The sequence below is a fragment of the Pseudonocardia sp. Cha107L01 genome (assembly GCF_052566575.1).
In genome coordinates this window covers 2876408-2895291 of sequence record NZ_CP199579.1, presented here as the reverse complement: position 1 = coordinate 2895291, position 18884 = coordinate 2876408, and the positions used below count along the sequence as shown (strand labels likewise).

The following is an 18884-nucleotide window of genomic DNA, read 5'->3' as shown; positions in this document are numbered from 1 at the left end:
CGGTGACACATCGGTGGCCTCCGCCGCAGGCGCGCCGGTCACTGTTCGCGCCGGTCACTGTTCGCGCCGGTCACCGTTCACGCCGGTCACCGTTCACGCCGGGCAGCAGCTACCGCCCCGCTCAGGAGAAGCGCAGCGGGTTGAACACGTCAGCCAGCACGACCAACACGCTGTAGCCGATGAACACCAGACCCACGACGTACGCCACCGGCATCAGCTTGGCCAGGTCCACGGGCCCAGGGTCGGCCCGGCCCCGCAGCCGCGCCAACCGGCGGCGCACCGACTCCCAGGCCGCCGCCATGATGTGGCCGCCGTCGAACGGGGGCAGCGGCAGCAGGTTGATCAGGAACATGGACACGTTCACCCCGGCCAACAGGCTGAGGAACAGCACCAGCTTCGGCTTGAGCGGGCTGTCGGTACCGAGGATCTCGCCGCCGAGGCGCGACACCCCGACCACGCTGACCGGCGAGTCCAGCCCGCGCTCGCGGTGCAGGAACGCCTGGCCGAACAGTTCGGGCACCCGGCCGGGCAGAGCGGCCAGCGCGGCCCCGGTCCGGGAGACGTACCTGCCGATCTCGCCGGCCACGAAGCCCACGCCCTGCCGCTGGTAGTCGGCTGTCGGCGCGAAACCGAGGAACGCGGCGCGCTCGGTGCCGGCCTCGCCGTCCAGTCGGGGCAGCGTGGTCTGCACAGGGCTGATGGTCAGCGTGACCTCGTGGCCGCCGCGCTCCACGATCAGCGGCACCGTGCCGCCCACCGAGCGCACCGACCGGCGGAAGGTCTCCCAGTGGTCGTAGGGCACCCCGCCGAGACTCAGGATGGTGTCACCGGGACGCAGCCCCGCGGCCGCCGCCGGACTGGCCGGCGCACCCGGCGGGCACTCACTGGCCGCCGGCTCTCCGCCGACCGGCGCGGCCAGCATGCACTTCGCCACCCAGGCGACGGTCATGGTGCCCGGGGTGCCGATGGCCATCAGTGACAGCCCGAGCAGCACCACCGCCAGGATCAGGTTCATCACCGGGCCGGCCGCCATCACGATGATCCGTTTCCACGGGGCCCTGGTGTAGAACTGCCGGTTCTCGTCACCGGGCTCCCACTGCAGCTCCGACTCGGCCCGGGCACTCTCGATCAGGCCCTGGAACGGACCGCTCTTGCGGGTGCGCCCGTACCGCTCGCCCGGCTTCGGCGGCAGCATGCCGACCATCCGGACGTAGCCGCCGATCGGGATCAGCTTGAACCCGAACTCGGTCTCCCCGGCCTTACGGGAGAACAGCGTGCGCCCCCAGCCGACCATGAACTCCGGCACCCGGATCCCGAAGCGTCGCGCGGTGGCGAAGTGCCCGAGCTCGTGCCAGGCGACGGTGAACGCAATGCCGAGCGCGAACAGCACGATGCCGAGGACGTAGAGCATGGCGTCGAAGCCTACGGCGTGAACGTCCGAGGGAGTCACGCAGCGTCGGCCTAGGCCACCTGCCAGCGACAGCCCCGGCCGTTCCCGGTCACCCCGTCGGCTCCGGCGAGGACATCGCCCAGCGGATGCCGGCGACCAGGCCATGGCCGGCGAGCCGGACCGCGGTGTGCTCGGCGACCGGCAGGTAGGGCAGCCGCAGCGGCCAGCGCGCCCACCCGGGCAGGGTGGCCACAGCGGTCGCCGCGAGCACCGCGTACGGAGCTCGGGCCACCAGCGGCAGCGGCGGGTGGATCAGCAGGAAGCGAGCCGCCTCCCGGGCCTCCGGGGTGCCTGCCAGCTCCGGGCGGTACGCGGCCAGCTGGGCAGCCAGCTCAGCCCGGGTACGCGGCGGGTCCGGCACGCCCAGCGCGGTGGCGATCCGGGCGGCGTCCAGCACGTAGCGGTCGCACTCGGCATCATCCAGCGGCCGTGCGCCGTAGCGCTGGTAGCAGCGCAGGAAGCTGTCCACCTCGGCGACGTGCACCCAGCGGACCAGGTGCGGATCGCTGGCCCGGTACCGCCTGCCGTCCGAGGCGATCCCCCGGACGCGGCCGTGCACCCCACGCACCCGCGCCACCGCCCGCTCGGCGTCCTCGGCGGTGCCGAACGTGGTTGTGGCCAGGAACAGACTGGTCCGCTGCAGCCGTCCCCACGGATCACTTCGGTAGCCGGAGTGCGCCGCCACCGCGGCCATCGCCAGCGGGTGCAGCGACTGCAACAACAGCGCGCGCAACCCGCCCACGAACATCGAGGCGTCGCCATGCACCTGCCGGATCGGCCGCTCCGGCCCGAACCATCTCGGGCCGTCGGCCCGGTGGATCCGGTCCCGGTCCTCGGGCCCACTCGGGCCGGCCACCCGGGAGAACAGGCCGGCGCCGGCCCGTCGGCGCGCCTCGGCCAGCCCGGGCACCTCGATCTGCCACACCATGGCCCCATCATGGGCCCGCCCGCCGGCCGTGGCGACCACCCCGCGACAACTACCCCGCGACAACTACCCGCAGCTACCACCCCGCGGCAACTACCGTGACTACTGGAACCGCAACGCCTCGATGGGACGCAGCCCGGCGGCCCGGTTGGCCGGATAACCGCCCGCGATCAGCCCGATCGCCAGGCTGACCAGGAACGCGATCACGATCGCCACGACGGAGATGTCCGGCGCGCCGAACGTGGGCGCCACCTTCGGCACGATGATCATCCCAGCGAACGTGATGGCCACCCCGACCAGGATGCCGATCACGCCGCCGATCCCGGCGAGCATCGTCGACTCGATCAGGAACTGCTTGAGGATCGCGCTGCGGCGGGCCCCGATGGCCTTGCGGATGCCGATCTCCCTGGTCCGCTCGGTAACCGAGACCAGCATGATGTTCGCGACCCCGATACCGCCGACGATCAGCGAGATCGCGGCCACCGCGACGGTGAACAGGGTCAGGAAGGTGAGGAACTGGTTGGCCTGGTCCAGCAGGCTCTGCAGCGCCGTCGCGTTGTAGTCCCGCGACGCCGGCTCCCTGATGTTGTGCCGATTGTCCATCACCCGGTAGATCTCGGCCTGCGCGGCCGGCACCAGCGTGGAGCTGGCCGCCTTCACGACCATCTGCTGGATGTTGTCGTTGCCGCCGACCAGGTAGGCACGGGCGGCGCCCAGTGGCATGACCGCGGCGTCGTCCGACTGGCCGTTGCTCTTGAGGACGCCGATGACCTGGAAGTTGCTCCGGCTGATCCGGACCGTGGTCCCGACCGCCGCGCCCGCGTCGCCGCCGAACAGGGTGGCGATCGCGTTGGGCCCGAGCACCACGACCCGGGCATTGGTCCGGGCCTGGGCCGCGGTGAACATCTTGCCGGCGACGAGGTCCCGGTCGACCACCGTCAGGTAGTCGGCGGTCGATCCCTGGATCGCGGCCCGGAACTGGTGCTGGTTGACCACCACCAGCTCGGAGCCGGTGACCATCGGGGTGACGCTGGCGATGTCCGGTGCCACCGCCGGGTTGCGCAGCGCGGTCACGTCGCTGTCCTTGAGCTCCTTCGCCGCGCCGCCGCCGGGCACCGCACCGTTTATCTTGGTGATGTTGATCTGGTTGCCCAGTGCGCCGAACTGGTCGTTGAAGCCGGCCTTGATGCCGTCACCCAGCCCGACCAGCACGATGACCGCCGCCACGCCGATGATGATGCCCAGCGTGGTCAGCGCGGAACGCAGCCCGTTCGCTCGCAGACTGCGCATCGCGATCGCGAAAGCCTCTTGAAAGTTCACTGCCCGCCCCCATCCGGTTGCGCAACAACCGTGGGCGACGACGCCACGGCGGTACCGGCGCAAAACCCGAGCCAAAAGAAAACGTACGTTTTCAAATGTTGATTATGTTACCGCCGACCTGGCGCGACCATGTCACCAGCTCCGGGCCCGGGCACATTCTATGGAAATGCATATCTCTGCCAGGCCCTTTCCCCGCCAAGATGTGGCGTAACTGAGAAGAGCACAGGCTGGCGAACGACCGGCCACCCCGACGGAGTGGATGACTATGCGGCCGGCCCTGAGCGTGTCGATGTTGGCCCTGCTGGCGCTGCTGCTACCGGCCTGCGCCGCGGCACCCGACCGCCAGGGCGGCGCGAACAACGGCACCGGCGGTGGCGGCGACACCGCCGTGCCGCTGCCGAGCGAGGTCTGGCGTTCCGACGGGTACGGCCTGATCATCGGGGTCGCCGGCAGCAAGGCACTGACCTTCGAGACCACCGAGGTCAGCTGCCTGCCGAGCAAGTCCCTCGACCAGCTGGGGCAGGCCGCGGCGGACGGCACCGTGCAGTACGGCAGGAAGGGCGTGCCTGCCGAGACGCTGCGCCGGGGGGCGGACGGCAAGGCCACTCTGCACCTGCTGGGCACCGCGGCCGACATCGACCTGCTGCCGATGTCCGAGCTGCCGGGCGTCTGCACGAAGAAGATGCCGACCGATCCGCTGAGCACCTTCGACGTGTTCTGGGCGACGTTCGCGGAGAACTACAACTCCTTCGGGCGCAAGAACGTCGACTGGGACGCGGTGCGGGACCAGTACCGCCCGAAGGTCAGCTCGGACACCGAGGACGCCGAGCTGTTCGCCGTCCTGCGATCGATGATCAAGCCACTCGGGGACGTACACACCACGATCTCGGCGGACGGCAAGGATTTCTACGGACTGCGCCCGGGCACCCCGGACCTCTCGGACAAGGGCGTCCGCAAGGCCGTGGACGACCACCTGCGTGAGGACCTCGGCGTCAGCCAGATCCAGTCCTTCGCCAACAGGGCGATCTCGTACGCGGACCTGCCCGGTGGCCGCGGCTACCTGCGCATCAACGGGTTCGAGGGCTACAACGACGAGGACAGCTCCTTCACCGGCAGCAAGGCCACGCTGGCCCAGGTGCTGGACCAGGTGTTCACCCAGCAGCGGGTGAGCACACTGAAGGGCCTGATCATCGATGTGCGGAACAACTCCGGTGGCGACGACGCCCTGGGACTGCAGGTCGCGGGCCGGCTGACGAACACGCCGTACACCGCCTTCACCAAGCAGCCCCGCAACGACCCGAAGGACCAGAGCAAGCACGGCCGGCTGCAGACGGTCACCGTCACGCCCGCCACCGGCCCCCGGTACACCGGGCCGATCCGGGTACTCACCAGCGAGCTGACCATCAGCGCCGGGGAGACGTTCGTCGAGGCACTGATGGGTCGTACCCCGGCCCCGAGCCGGTACGGCGCGGCCACCCAGGGTGTGTTCGCCGACGACATGTCCCGCAAGCTGCCCAACGGCTGGACCATCACGCTGGGCAACGAGGACTACTACGCCCCCGACGGCCGCAACTACGAGAGCGTCGGTATCCCGCCCACCGTCCCGGTGCCGGTGTTCAGCGCCGACGATCTGGAGCAGCACCGCGACGCCGCCGTGGACGCCCCCTGGTGAGCCCGGACCGGGCGAGCGTCAGATCGGGTCCGGTGAGTCGCCGGCCAGCAGCAGCTGCGGCACCTGCTGGAACCGCCACCCGGACCGAGCCGGGCGGCCAGCGGGGTGAGCGTCTCGACGGCGCGCTGCCCCTCGCCGACCCCGCCGAGCTGGGCGTACAGGGTGGCCGGTTTGAGCAGCCCGGCCGGTGGTCGTTGCGCGCCGAGGCGAACAGCTCGACCAGCGCCCCGGCGCGGGCCCAGCCGGTGGTGACCAGAGAGTGCTTGACGTTCGTACCGTCCTCGTCGACACCCGGCTGATGCCCGGCTGAGCAAACTGGGGACCGCTCAGCCAGGAGGACGGGCCGGCGGCCCGCCCCGAACGTCCAGCCCGGACGCCACAGCTCAGAATGGTCGGCCGTCGCGCGCGGGGGTGGGGTGATCCCTACCTGGACCCGGGGGTGCTCGCCACCAGGTCTGGGGTCCGCACCATCGTTTCGGCCGGCCGGAGGGAGCAATCTTCGTACTGCGCCAGCCGGAACCGCGGTCGGCACACCATCAAGGAGGGGCAATGTCCACCACGCGCAACACGAACCAGTCGGCGAACGAGATGGCGGCCGCCGGTGCGCGGGAGCTCCCGGTGCTGGTGTGGAAGTTCGGCGGGACGTCGGTGAAGGACCAGGACCGGCTCCGCGCGGTGGCCGAGCGGATGGTCGAGGCACAGCGCTCCGGCCGCCGGGTGGTCGCGGTGCTGTCCGCGATGGGCAAGACCACCGACGAGCTGTCCGGCATGGCCTACCAGATGTCCTCCCGGCCGCAGATGCGCGAGCTGGACGCCCTGCTCTCGGTCGGCGAGCAGATCTCCTGCGCGCTCGCCTCGATGGCGGTGCACGAGCTGGGCTCCCGCGCGGTGTCCTTCAACGGCGCGCAGGCCGGCATCCTGACCGACGGCGCGCACGGCAACGCCCGACTCCGCGACGTGTGCCCCGAGCGCATCACCGCCGCCCTGAACGACGGGGCGATCGCCCTGGTCACCGGCTTCCAGGGGGTCTCACCGGACGGCGCGGTGACCACCCTCGGGCGCGGCGGCTCGGACGCCTCGGCGGTCGCGGTGGCCGCGGCACTGGGTGTCCACGAGTGCGAGATCTTCACCGACGTGCCCGCGGTGTTCACCGCTGACCCCCGCGTGGTGCCGAACGCCCGGCGCATCCACGAGCTTCGCCACGAGGAGATGCTGGAGATGGCCGAGGCGGGCGCCGGCGTGCTGCAGCCGCGTTCGGTCGAGCTGGCCGCCGCGCACGGTGTGGACATCCACCTGCGCTCCAGCTACAGCACCGAGCAGGGCACCTGGATCCGCCGCGGCGGGTCCGCGTTCGAGGACGCCGAGGTCGCCGGGGTGGCGCACCGCCGCCAGGAGCCGCTGTACGCCGTCACCGGGGTCTCCGCCGCCGAGCTCACCCTGGCGCTGGCCGAGCGGGGCGCGGCGATCGGCACCATCCTGCCGGCCGACGGCGAGCTGCGGTTCAGCGTGCCCGGTGTGGAGGCCGCCGAGGTGGCGGCCGCGGTCGGCACCCTCGGCGCCGTTGTCAGCACCCACCGGGAGCTGGGCACGGTGAGCGTGGTCAGCCTGGGCATCGCCCGCAAGCCGGCACTGGTGGCGCGTGCCCTGCGCACCCTGACCGACGCCGGGATCGAACCCGAGTTCGTCACCACCAGCACCGGCCGGGTCACCGTGCACGTCGCCAGCTCGGCGGTGGACGACGCGGTGCGGCTGCTGCACGAGACGTTCATCGAGCGGACCGAGCGCACCGCCGCCGAGGCCGCGCGCCCCACCGTGGGCAGCACGCGCGCGAAGGCCGCGGTGAACAGGGCCGCCGAGTTCGCCGTGGTCCGAGCCGCCGAGGCCGCCGTGGCCCAGGCCGCGGAGGGCACAGTGACCGACCTGCACCAGGTCGCGCCGAAGGGCGCCGCCTGAATCTCGAACCTGCCTGCCGGTGCCGTGGGGGACACCGGAAGGTGCTCATGGTGCTGCTGGGCACCCGGTTGACACCGGGTTGCCCGGCAGCACCGGCATGTTCACGCTGTTCAAGCCCGGTTTTGCCACTCCCGGGCCGCGTCCGACCGTCAATATCGACGTTGACCGCGGCCGGTACCGGTGTCAACCTCTTCCCCTGGGAGTGACCAGGCGAAACGCTCAGTCTTTCCGGTGCGCCACAGGAGGCACAGTGACCGCCACTCAGCCGGCCGAAAAGGCCGTCACCCCGCCATTGGACCAGCTCGTGCTGGTTGCTGAGGGTGAGGCGCAGGGTTGGCGGACCCGTAAGGGCGAGCGGCTCGACCATGTTTTCGAGGAGCGTTGCGACTGGATCCGCCAGTACGGCCGGGCCGGGCACCTCGCCGTCGACTCCGACGAACTGGCCATGACCTACGACGAACTCGACTCCCGCGCCAACCAACTCGCCCGCTACCTGCGCATGCGCGGCGCGAAACCCGGCGACCGGATCGCCCTGCTGTTCGACCGCCCCGCCTACTCCTACCTCGCCATGCTCGCCGTACTGAAGATCAGCGCCGCCTACGTGCCCCTGGACGTCGGGTTCCCCTCCGACCGCATGGCCTACATCGCCGAAGACGCCCAGGTCCGGATCCTGCTGTCCATGTCACACGTCCCAGCACGCGTCGAAGGCTTCGACGACATCACCGCCAACGGCGCCGAAACAATCTTCATCGACAACGCCATGCCACTGATCGCCGACATGGACTCCCGCCGACTCATCGACGCCGAACGCGGCTTCCACGTCGACCAACTCGCCTACATCATCTACACCTCCGGCTCGACCGGACGCCCCAAAGGCGTCGCCATCGACCACCCCAGCATCTGCAACTTCGTCCGCGTCGCCGCCGAGGTATACGGCATCCGCTCCCGCGACCGCGTCTACCAAGGCCTCACCATCGCCTTCGACTTCTCCTTCGAAGAAATCTGGGTCCCCTGGATCTCCGGCGCCACCCTCGTACCCAAACCACCCGGCGGCAGCCTCCTGGGCCAAGACCTGCACGACTTCCTCACCAGCCGCGGCGTCACCGCCATGTGCTGCGTCCCCACCCTGCTCGCCACCGTCGAGGACGACCTACCCGACCTGCGGTTCCTACTCGTCTCCGGCGAAGCCTGCCCCCAAGACCTCATCGCCCGCTGGCACAAACCCGGCCGCCGCTTCCTCAACGTCTACGGCCCCACCGAAGCCACCGTCACCGCCACCTGGACCGAGGTCCACCCCGACAAACCCGTCACCATCGGCGTCCCCCTACCCACCTACTCCACCGTCATCCTCGACGCCGAAAACCCCCACAAAGCCCTCCCCCACGGCGAAACCGGCGAAATCGGCATCGCCGGCATCGGACTGGCCTGCGGCTACCTCAACCGCGACGACCTCACCGACAAAGCCTTCATCGACGACTTCCTCGGCATCCCCGCCAACCCCTCCGGACGCATCTACCGCACCGGCGACCTCGGCCGCGTCAACACCGACGGCGAAATCGAATACCAGGGCCGCATCGACCTACAGGTCAAAATCCGCGGCTACCGCATCGAACTCACCGAGATCGAGTCCGTGCTCCTGCAGATCCCGGGCATCGCCGCCGCCGTGGTCGACACGTTCAGCCCCGACCCCGAGACCAAAGAGCTCGTCGGCTACTACAGCCTGCGCACCGACACCGAGTCGGTCGACCAGGAAATGATCTACGCGCAGCTCCGCGAGCGGCTGCCCGCCTACATGGTGCCGGCCTACCTCGAGCACCTCGACGCCATCCCGATGACCCCGCAGGACAAGGCCGACCGCAAAAACCTGCCACCGCCGGGGCAGCGGACCACCCGCGCACCGCAGGGCGAGCACGTCGCCGCCAAGACCGGCACCCAACAACTGCTCGCCGCCGCGCTGGCCAAGGTCCTGCGGGTGGAACAGGTCTCGGTGGACAGCAACTTCTTCGACGAGCTCGGCGCCAACTCACTGTCGATGGCCCAGTTCTCCGCGCGGGTCCGCAAAGAAACCTCACTACCCAAGATGTCGATGCGCGACATCTACCTCAACCCCACGATCCGCCAGCTGGCGGCCGCGCTCGGCGACGAACCAGCCGACGACCAACCCCGCGTCGAGGTCGTCGCCAAACCGGTCGTCCGGGGCAGCAGCGCGGGCTACGTGTTCTGCGGCGCCGTGCAGCTGCTGTTCTTCCTCGCCGCGAGCTACCTGAGCGCGCTGGTGTTCAAGATCGGCCTGGACTGGAGCATGGACGCCGCCGGCGTGTGGCACACCGTCGGGCGGGCCGCGGTGGTCACCGTCGCCACGCTGGTCGGCCTGACCGCACTGCCGATCCTGGCGAAGTGGCTGCTCGTCGACAGCTGGAAACCGAGGGAGATCCGGCTCTGGAGCGCGGGCTACCTACGGTTCTGGCTGGTCAAGGTACTCATCCAGACCAATCCCATGGTGGCCTTCGCGGGCTCGCCGCTGTTCGTGTTCTACCTGCGGGCACTGGGCGCCAAGATCGGCAAGGGTGTCACCATCCACTCCCGCAGCGTGCCGGTGGCCACCGACCTGATCACCATCGGCGACGGCACGGTGATCCGCAAGGACTGCATCTTCAGCGGGTACCGGGCCATCGAGGGCGTCATCCAGACCGGCCCGATCACCCTCGGCCGCTACGTCCACGTCGGCGAGAAGACGGTGCTGGACATCGGTACCTCGATGGGCGACGGCGCCGAGCTCGGCCACTCGTCCTCGCTGCAGACCGGGCAGTCCGTACCGGCCGGCGAGACCTGGCACGGCTGCCCGGCCGAACCGGCCCCGACGGACTACCGCACCTGCCCGCCGACCCGCTGCGGCACCGCCCGCAAGGTCATCTACACCCTGCTGCAGCTGCTCGTGCTGCTGCTGACCGGCACTGTCGGGCTGGCGGTCGCCGCGATCGCGATCACGGACATCCCCGCGCTCAACGGCGTGCTCACCGCCGGGGGGACCAGCCTGGGCAGCTCGAACTTCTACGTGGCGGTCCTGGTGATCTCGACGGTGCTGTTCGTCGGCGGGACCATCCTCGGGCTGCTGGTCGTGCTGACCGTGCCCCGGTTACTGCACCTGTTCATCACTCCGGACAAGGTGTACCCGCTGTACGGGTTCCACTACGTCGTGCAGCAGACGATCACCTCGATGACCAACGTGCAGTTCTACATGGATCTCTTCGGCGACAGCTCCGCCGTGGTCCACTACCTGCGCGCGCTGGGCTACAAGATGGGCCGGATCATCCAGAGCGGCTCCAACTTCGGGGCCGAGCTGCGGCAGGACTCGCCGTACCTGACCACCATCGGCACCGAGACGATGGTCTCCGATGCGCTGTCGGTGATGAACGCCGACTACTCCGGGAGCTCCTTCCGGGTGTCCCCGGTGGTCATCGGCGAGCGGAACTTCCTCGGGAACTACGTGGCGTTCCCGTCCCAGGCCAAGACCGGCGACAACGTGCTGCTGGCCACCAAGGTGATGGTGCCGATCGACGGGCCGATCCGGGAGAACGTCGGGCTGCTCGGGTCGCCGCCGTTCGAGATCCCGCGATCCGTCGACCGGGACAGCGAGTTCGACTTCCTCGACGACGAGGCCGAGGTCGCCCGCCGGCTGTCCGGGAAGAACCGGCACAACACGGCCACCGCGGTGATCTTCCTGCTGGTGCGCTGGTTCCAGGTGACCGCCGCCCTGCTGATCACCGCGGTGGCGCTCGGCTACTACACCGCGTGGGGCGAGTGGGCGGTCACGGGCGTCTTCGTGGTGACGCTGGTGCTCTTCCAGGCCATCGCGGTGTTCGTCGAGCGGGCGGCGCGCGGCTTCCGTCGGCTGACCCCGCAGTTCTGCTCGATCTACGACCATTACTTCTGGACCCACGAGCGGCTCTGGAAACTGCTCGCCACGCCGGCGTTCAACGGCACCCCGTTCAAGAACATCCTGTGGCGGCTGCTCGGCGTGCGCATCGGCCGGCGGGTCTTCGACGACGGCTGCTCCATCCCGGAGAAGACGCTGGTCACGATCGGCGACGACGCGGTGCTCAACGCCGGCAGCATCGTGCAGTGTCACTCCCTGGAGGACGGCAGCTTCAAGTCCGGCCCCACCGTGATCGGCGCCGGCGCGACGCTGGGCGTGCAGGCGTTCGTGCACTACGGCGTGACCATGGGCGACGGCTCGGTGCTCGCCGCCGACTCGTTCCTGATGAAGGGCCAGGAGGTCGCGCCGAGCGAGTGGTGGCACGGCAACCCGGCCGACCAGACCCCCGCACCACAGACGCCCGACTGGGCCGGCGGCACCGAACCTCCGGTGCGCCGCCCCAAGCCGGTACGCGAGGTCTCGCCGGGCAACGCCCGCGCCGACCGGGTGCTCGGGGTGGACGTGGCGCGGGGGCTGGCGCTGCTCGGCATGATGGCCGTGCACGTCTTCGGCACCTTCGCCGCCGACGGCTCGCCGACCCTCGCGACCCTGCTGGCCGGTGGCCGGTCGGCCGCGACCTTCGTGCTGCTGGCCGGTGTGAGCCTGACCTTCCTCAGCGGTGGGCGGCAGCCGGCCCGGGGCCGGGCCCGGCTCGCGGCCTCGGCGGGCATCGCGGTCCGCGCGGTACTGATCGGGCTGATCGGGCTCGGCCTCGGCTACACCGACCAGGCCGAGGTGATCCTGCCGTACTACGCGGCCCTGTTCCTGCTCGCGCTGCCGTTCCTCGGGATGCGCCGGTGGCTGCTGGGCACCCTGGCGGCCGTGCTGCTGGTGGCGGCGCCGGCCGCACTGGTGTTGACCTTCGGCGCCGGCCTGCCCTACTCCGGCACCGCTACCAACCCGACCTTCGCCACGCTGGTTCAGGATCCGCTCGGGCTGCTCGTCCAGCTGTTCGTCACCGGCCCGTACCCCGCCATCGCCTACCTCGTCATCCTGCTGGTCGGTCTGGCCATCGGCCGGCTGGACCTGGCCTCGGCGCGGGTCGCGCAATGGCTGGTCGGCTTCGGCGTCGCCTTCGCCGCCATCGCCTGGTCCGCGTCCTCCCTGCTGCTGTTCCGGTTCGGCGGCGTCGCGGCGCTGCAGGAGGCGGCCGGCGCCGAGAAGGACCCGGTCAAGGCGCTCAACACGATCCTCTGGCAGCCGGTGCCGACCGCGGAGCCGAACTGGTGGTGGCTGGCGCTGCGCGCGCCGCACTCGAACTCCACGCTGGATCTGCTGTTCACCCTCGGCGCGGCGATGGCGGTACTCGGGCTCGCGTTGCTGGTGTGCCGCTCCCGCCTGGCCGCCCGGATCCTGCGCCCGCTGGCGGCCGCCGGCAGCATGACGCTCACCTTCTACACCGCACACCTCATCGTGCTGGCCACCGGCGTGCTCTCGGACCACCCCGCGGTGCTGTACGTCGAGATGGTCGGCTCCGTGCTGGTGCTCGGTCTGCTGCTGCGGCTCACCGTCGGGCGGGGCCCGCTGGAGTGGTTGGTGAGCGCGGCCGCCAACGGCACCAGGCGGGCGGTGGCCGGCAAGCTGGCCACCGGTGCGCCCGCGGGGTACGGCACCACAACGGCCGGGACCCGCCAGCTGGCGCCGCCGCCTGCGCCCCGGGCCGACGCCTACCAGTTGGTCGAACCGAGGGGCCGAGGGTGGGGCCGCGACCGGCCCCGACAGGGCTATCCGGCGCCGGGCTACCCCGCACAGGGCGGCTACCCGGGGCAGGGCTACCCGGCACAGGGCTACCCCGGGCAGGGGCAGCCGGGCCAGGGCGGCTACCCGGGGCAGGGCTACGCGGGGCACGGTCAGCCGGGGCAGGGTCAGCCCGGGCAGGGGCAGCCGGGGCAGGGCTTCCCCGCACAGGGCTCCCCGGCTCCGGGGCAACCGGCAGCCGGGCACCAGCCGGCGGCGGGCTATCCCGCATCCGGTCCGCCGCCGAGCCGGTTCTATCCCGTACCCGGGCGCGGGGCACCGGCTCGGCCCACTTCCGGCCGGCCACCCGGTGGCCAACCCGGGGCTGCCCGTCCGCCGGCCGGTCAACAACCCGGACCCGGTAGCGCGCCCGCTGGTCCACAACCCGGCGGTAACCCGCCCGCTGGTGGTCAACAGCCCGGTCCCGCGCGTTCGCCCGGTGACCAACCACCACCGTCGCGGTTCTACCCCACGCCAGGCCGTCCGTCAGCGGCTCGTCCCCCGTCACCGGGCAAACCCCCGGCCGGCCAGCAGGCAGCCGCCCAGTCACCGGCCGTCCGGCCACCAGCCGTCCAGCCGCCAGCTGTCCGGCCACCGGCAGCGCAGCCACCAGCCGTCCAGCAGCCAGCTGTCCGGCCACCGGCAGCTCAGCCACCGGCAGCGCAGTCACCGGTCGCCCAGCAGCCACCGGCAGCGCAGCCACCGGCCACGCCGCCTCCGGGCGACGGGGACGTACCGGCGCTGCGGAACCGGATCGAGGAGCTGGAGCAGATGTTGCGATCGCTCGAGGAGCGCGACCGCAAGGGCGACTAGGACCGCTCAGGCCGCGCAGTCCCCACGCCCTCCGGGCCGTGGGCTCCAGCCGACCTCGGATCCCACGATCGTCTTCCCGGCCCACTGAGCCCGGTACGCCGGGCTCAGTGGGCCTCGTGCTCAGTGGCGTACCCGCCGACCAACCGCGGTGCACCCTCGCAGCGGCCCGGCCCCAGCTCTGCGCCGCCGTCCGGGTTGCTGACCTACATCTCCGCCCGCGCCCGCGGCCAGCGTCCGAGTGTCGCGCGCCGAGGTCGACGTGAGGGTCGGATCCGGGGCGAAGACTCGACCCTCACGTCGATCTCGACGTAACCGCTCAGCCCGGCCGCTCGGCCCGGCCCGGCCGCGGCTACCCGACCGCGCGGGGCTCGCCGGGCCGCTTGGGCTCGCGACAGAGAACCGGGCCTCCACCTCGTCGGCGGGGGCCCGGCTCTGTGCTGGCTGGTCAGGCAGCTTGTGCGTGGGTGGCGGTGCAGGTCTCGATCGCCTCGATCAGGATGTCCAGGGCGATGTCCAGTACCTCCTCGGTGACGTTGAGCGGCGGCAGCATCCGCACCACACGGTCGTCGCGGCCGCCGAGCTCCACGATCAGGCCGTGCCGCAACGCGCGGGCCTGCACCTCCTCGGCGAGCTCGGTGACCGAGCGGCCGTCCGTCGGCGGGGCGAGCTCGATGCCCCACATCAGGCCCCGGCCGCGAACCTCCACCACGTCGGGGTTGTCGCCCAGCCGGGCCAGCCGGGAGACAACCTGCTCGCCGCGGGCGCGGACGTTGCCCAGGATGTCGTCACGGCGGAACATCTCGACCGCCTTCACCCCCGCCGCGAACGCCAGCTGGTTGCCCCGGAACGTGCCCGAGTGCGCACCCGGCTTCCACACATCCAGCTCCCGGCCGTACAGGATGATCGCCACCGGCAACCCCATCCCGCTCAACGCCTTCGACGCCACAACCACATCCGGCTCGATGTCGTACTGCTCGAACGCGAACCAACTCCCCGTCCGACCACACCCGGTCTGCACCTCATCCACGATCAACACAACACCCAGCTCACGAGTCAACCGCCGCACCCGCTGCACAAACTCCCTGGTCGCCGGGTTGACCCCACCCTCACCCTGCACCATCTCCATGATCACCGCCGCCGGCAACGGAATCCCACCATTCGGATCCGTCAACGCGTACTCCAGGAACGCCGCACAGTTCGCATCCCAACTCACCGGATCCGCACCCGCCGGACAACTCCCCCCCGAGGCAAACGGAAAGAAATGCACCCCCGGCATCCCGTTCGCGATCGGCCCCTTCTGCGCCAGATTCCCGGTCAACGCCATCCCCACATGCGAACTGCCATGGAACCCACCCTGAAACGCCACAATGTCACCCCGACCCGTCGCCGTCTTGGCCAACTTGATCGCCGCATCCACCGCATTCGCCCCGGTCGGCCCACAAAACTGGATCTTCATCCGATCCCGCATACCGACCGGCAACATCGACAACTGCGCCTCCGTGAACGCATCCTTCACCGGCGACGGCATATCCAACCCATGCGTGAACACACCCATCTGCTCCGCCGCCACCCGCACCAACTCCGGATGGTTGTGCCCGAACGACAACACCCCCGCACCCGCCAAAAAATCGATGAACACATTCCCGTCAAGATCACGGATGAAGGACCCAGCCGCATCCGCCACCGCGAACGGGAAGTGCCGCGGATAGACCCGGGCATTCGACTCCCGCAACTCCTGCTGGGCCAACAGCTCGGCGGAACGGGGCCCGGGCAACGCACCGGTCACGTGCGGGCGGGTGGTGGACGCGAGCGAGGTCATGACGTTCTCCTGGGATGAATGGCGACGCTGAATTGGGCTCGAGAAACTGACGCCCGGCACTATGTCGTCTGCCACGAGTAAGGGCCCACCTGGGATCTAGTTTTGCCACGAGGATGGGACCAGGGGCTTGCCAGTGATGGGACCACCTGTTTGCCAGTAGTGGGACCACCCGGCGTGGCTCCCCGCCTTCCGGTCGTGCGGCCGTTGTGGTCGTCCGCATGTCCTATCGGGAGGTGTCCGTGATCGAGGTTAGAGAGATCCTTCGGCTGTGGTTGGAAGGCCGTTCGCTGCGCGCTGTGAGCACGTTGGCGGGGGTGGACCGCAAGACGGTCCGCCGGTACGTCGCTGCCGCTGAGGCGGCCGGGCTGGCCCAGGAGTGCGGCCCTGAGCAGCTGACCGATGAGCTGCTCGGGACGGTCCTGGGCGCGGTGCGACCGGACCGCCCACGCGGTGTTGGGGCGGCCCGGGAGTCCCTGGATGCCCATCGGGAGCAGATCGCGGCCTGGCTGAAACAGGGGCTGACCTTGGCCAAAGTCCATGTGCTGCTGGGCCGGCGCGGGGCGGTGGTGCCCTATCGCACGCTGCACCGCTACGCGGTCAGCGAGTTGGCCTTCGGCCGGCGCCAGCCCACGGTCCCGGTTGTCGACGGCAACCCTGGTGAGGAGCTACAGGTCGATTTCGGTCGACTCGGGCTGATCCCGGACCCAGTTCGTGGGGCACGGCGGGTCGCCCATGGGCTGATCTTCACCGCGGTGTATTCGCGGCACATGTTCCTTTACCCGACTCACCGCCAAACACTCGAAGAAGTGATCGCCGGGTTCGAGGCCGCCTGGGCGTTCTTCGGTGGCGTTTTCAAAGTCGTCATTCCCGATAATATGAAATCGATCGTCGATCAGGCCGATAACATCGAACCCCGGCTCAATGATAGTTTCCGCGAATACGCCCAAGCTCGGGGCTTCGTAGTCGACCCGGCGCGGGTCCGCCATCCTCGGGACAAACCCAGGGTCGAAAAATGTGTGCAATATGTACGGTCCAGCTTCTTCGCCGGGGAGGACTTCACCGATCTGAACGACTGCCGGGCCCGCGCCGTGTTGTGGTGCGCCCAGGTCGCCGGAACGCGTATCCACGGCACCACCTGCGCACGCCCAGCTGAGGTGTTCGACGCCGAGGAAGCACCCCTGCTGCTGGCGGCCCCCGCGCAGAGGTTCGCGATCCCGGTCTACACCAAACCCAAGGTCGCACCTGATCGGCATGTCGAGGTGGCCAGAGCGCTGTATTCGGTGCCCGGGGAGCTGATCGGGCAGCGGCTGACCGCTCGTGCTGATGGGCACACGGTCAAGCTGTTCCGCCGCGGCCAGCTGATCAAAGTTCATCTCCGGCAGGAACCGGGGCGGCGGCGCACCGACCCGGCGGATCTGCCCAGCGAGGTGTCCACCTACGCGATGCGCGACCTCGACGCGCTGGCTCGCCGCGCGACTGGCTATGGCGAGCACATCGGCGCCTACGCGGCCGCGCTGCTGGATCATCCGCTGCCCTGGACCAAGATGCGCCAGGTCTATCGGCTCCTCGGACTGGTCCGCCGCCACGGCGCTGACCGGGTCGAACAGGCATGCAAGCGGGCCTTGGAGGTCGAGGCGGTCAACGTCGGGCTAATCGACCGGATGCTCACCCGGGGGCTGGAAGCCGACACCACCCGCGGCACCGCCACCGGCCAGCTCGCCATCCCCATCCCGGCCGCCGTTGATACCGCCGCCTCGAAGGTGGTGCCCGCCGCGCGACGGTTCGTCCGCGACGCCGGCGAGTTCGCCACCGGTGCCACCGGGCAGATGCGGCGCCCGTCGTGACCACCAACGCCCGTCCCAGCCCCGTCCCGCGCGGGTCCGTGCAGCGAGTCGAGGTATCCGGCGATCTCAAGGACCTGATGCGCCGGCTCAAACTCGGGCGGCTGCTCGACACCCTGCCCGAACGCCTCGCGTTGGCCCGCACCCAACACCTGCCGCATCACGAGTTCCTGGAGATGCTGTTCGCTGATGAGGTCACCCGCCGCGACCAACAAGCCACCCTGCTGCGCGCCCGCTCCGCGCACCTGGACCCGACCATGGTCCTGGAGGCCTGGGACGACTCCACGGCCGTCGCGTTCGACCGGACACTGTGGGCAGAGTTGTGCTCGCTGCGATTCCTCACCCAAACGAACAATGTGCTCATCATGGGACCCGTGGGAGTGGGGAAAACATTCCTGGCCAACGCCCTCGGGCATGCCGCGGTCCGCCGCAAATACACCGTGCACATCGAACGTGCCGACAAACTGTTCAAACGGCTACGCGCCGCCCGTCTCGATCACACCCACGAAGAGGAAATGCGGAAACTGCACCGGGTTGAACTATTGATACTCGACGATCTGGCATTGCACCCGCTGGGCACCGAGCAGACCAGTGATTTTTATGAGCTGATCGTGGAACGCCACCGCGAGGCCTCCACGATCATCACCTCGAACCGGGAACCCCCAGAGATGCTGACCATGATGGCCGACCCGCTGCTGGCCCAGTCCGCGATCGACCGGCTGCAGTCCGCCGCCTTCGAACTCATCGTCGAGGGCCAAAGCTACCGCCAGCGCCAACGACCACGCATCGGCCAACCCCTCGACGCCGCGCAGGAGGACAGATGACCGAGAAACGTTGACGTCAACCACGTCCCTACACGACGATCAGCACACGGCCCACGACCGCCGAAGTGGTCCCTAGCTGGTGACAAAACGGTGGTCCCTTACTCGTGGCACCTGACAGCACTAGGCCGCTTGCAGAAGCGCCATGCCGGACGGGGTGAGGCGCGCGGGTGCCGGTGCGGAACCGCCGACGGCGATGAGGCCGGCGCCCGCGAGCCGAGGTCCCACGAACTGGTCGGAGCAGCACAGACCGTCGATGACCAGCGAGGTTCCGCATCCGCCGGCGACCTGGCAACGCCCTTCGGCGACTGCCCGCAGCACCGCGCGGTCCCGGAAACTCAGCTGGGTGGAGGTTGTTGTGGTCATGATTGCCACCCCTGGTTCCGGTGTTTCTCGAAGCTGAGGTCCGGGGTATTTCCGGACAGTTGAAGAATGCTCCGAGACAGCAGCCGCAACCATCGAGCTGCCCCTACACCGGGCCGGGCCAACCCGTCATTGCCAGGTAGGGCCTCCCCTACTCGCGGCCCTACCCGCGGCCGTACCCGTGACTCCTAGCA

10 protein-coding genes are annotated in these 18884 nt (G+C 69.9%); 5 read left to right on the top strand and 5 right to left on the bottom strand.

Features of this window, described 5'->3' with window-relative positions:
• Window positions 1–121 precede the first annotated feature (121 nt).
• From ACTXG6_RS13730 to ACTXG6_RS13720, 3 genes are all read right to left on the bottom strand, one after another.
• Complete coding sequence (locus ACTXG6_RS13730) at window positions 122–1450, bottom strand: M50 family metallopeptidase (RefSeq protein WP_445188173.1); 1329 nt, start codon at window positions 1448–1450, stop codon at window positions 122–124.
• 49 nt (window positions 1451–1499) lie between these two features.
• Complete coding sequence (locus ACTXG6_RS13725; protein ID WP_445188172.1) at window positions 1500–2378, bottom strand: oxygenase MpaB family protein; 879 nt, start codon at window positions 2376–2378, stop codon at window positions 1500–1502.
• A 99-nt stretch (window positions 2379–2477) separates the two neighbouring features.
• Complete coding sequence (locus tag ACTXG6_RS13720; protein WP_445188171.1) at window positions 2478–3665, bottom strand: ABC transporter permease; 1188 nt, start codon at window positions 3663–3665, stop codon at window positions 2478–2480.
• A gap of 289 nt (window positions 3666–3954) precedes the next feature.
• Here ACTXG6_RS13720 and ACTXG6_RS13715 point away from each other — a divergent pair, with 289 nt between their 5' ends.
• From ACTXG6_RS13715 to ACTXG6_RS13705, 3 genes are all read left to right on the top strand, one after another.
• Window positions 3955–5367: a S41 family peptidase gene (locus ACTXG6_RS13715; protein ID WP_445188170.1), complete on the top strand. Its 1413-nt coding sequence runs from the start codon at window positions 3955–3957 to the stop codon at window positions 5365–5367.
• Between the two features lie 549 nt (window positions 5368–5916).
• Window positions 5917–7320: an aspartate kinase gene (locus ACTXG6_RS13710; protein ID WP_445188169.1), complete on the top strand. Its 1404-nt coding sequence runs from the start codon at window positions 5917–5919 to the stop codon at window positions 7318–7320.
• Between the two features lie 250 nt (window positions 7321–7570).
• Complete coding sequence (locus tag ACTXG6_RS13705) at window positions 7571–13846, top strand: Pls/PosA family non-ribosomal peptide synthetase (RefSeq protein ID WP_445188168.1); 6276 nt, start codon at window positions 7571–7573, stop codon at window positions 13844–13846.
• A gap of 445 nt (window positions 13847–14291) precedes the next feature.
• On the opposite strand, the gene ACTXG6_RS13700 is transcribed toward ACTXG6_RS13705, so the two are convergent.
• Window positions 14292–15665, bottom strand: a complete 1374-nt coding sequence (locus ACTXG6_RS13700) for an aspartate aminotransferase family protein (protein ID WP_445188167.1) — start codon at window positions 15663–15665, stop codon at window positions 14292–14294.
• A gap of 218 nt (window positions 15666–15883) precedes the next feature.
• Here ACTXG6_RS13700 and istA point away from each other — a divergent pair, with 218 nt between their 5' ends.
• Window positions 15884–17509, top strand: coding sequence for an IS21 family transposase (gene istA / locus ACTXG6_RS13695; protein ID WP_445186888.1), 1626 nt, complete (start codon window positions 15884–15886; stop codon window positions 17507–17509).
• Entirely contained in the window at window positions 17506–18330 is an 825-nt protein-coding gene (locus ACTXG6_RS13690) for an ATP-binding protein (RefSeq protein WP_445186889.1), read from the top strand. The genes istA and ACTXG6_RS13690 overlap by 4 nt, the downstream gene beginning before the upstream one ends.
• A 120-nt stretch (window positions 18331–18450) precedes the next feature.
• Here ACTXG6_RS13690 and ACTXG6_RS13685 read toward each other — a convergent pair whose 3' ends face one another.
• Window positions 18451–18693 carry a hypothetical protein gene (locus ACTXG6_RS13685; RefSeq protein ID WP_445188166.1) on the bottom strand — a complete coding sequence of 81 codons (243 nt, stop codon included), beginning with the start codon at window positions 18691–18693 and terminating at the stop codon, window positions 18451–18453.
• Between the last annotated feature and the right edge of the window lie 191 nt (window positions 18694–18884).

What these genes read in the sequence shown, in the direction of transcription:
- ACTXG6_RS13725 (WP_445188172.1), bottom strand. Translation starts at nt 2,378, where the DNA reads ATGGTGTGGCAGATCGAGGTGCCCGGGCTGGCCGAGGCGCGCCGACGG.
- ACTXG6_RS13720 (WP_445188171.1), bottom strand. Translation starts at nt 3,665, where the DNA reads ATGCGCAGTCTGCGAGCGAACGGGCTGCGTTCCGCGCTGACCACGCTG.
- ACTXG6_RS13715 (WP_445188170.1), top strand. Translation starts at nt 3,955, where the DNA reads ATGACTATGCGGCCGGCCCTGAGCGTGTCGATGTTGGCCCTGCTGGCG.
- ACTXG6_RS13710 (WP_445188169.1), top strand. Translation starts at nt 5,917, where the DNA reads ATGTCCACCACGCGCAACACGAACCAGTCGGCGAACGAGATGGCGGCC.
- ACTXG6_RS13700 (WP_445188167.1), bottom strand. Translation starts at nt 15,665, where the DNA reads ATGACCTCGCTCGCGTCCACCACCCGCCCGCACGTGACCGGTGCGTTG.
- istA (WP_445186888.1), top strand. Translation starts at nt 15,884, where the DNA reads ATGTCCTATCGGGAGGTGTCCGTGATCGAGGTTAGAGAGATCCTTCGG.
- ACTXG6_RS13685 (WP_445188166.1), bottom strand. Translation starts at nt 18,693, where the DNA reads ATGACCACAACAACCTCCACCCAGCTGAGTTTCCGGGACCGCGCGGTG.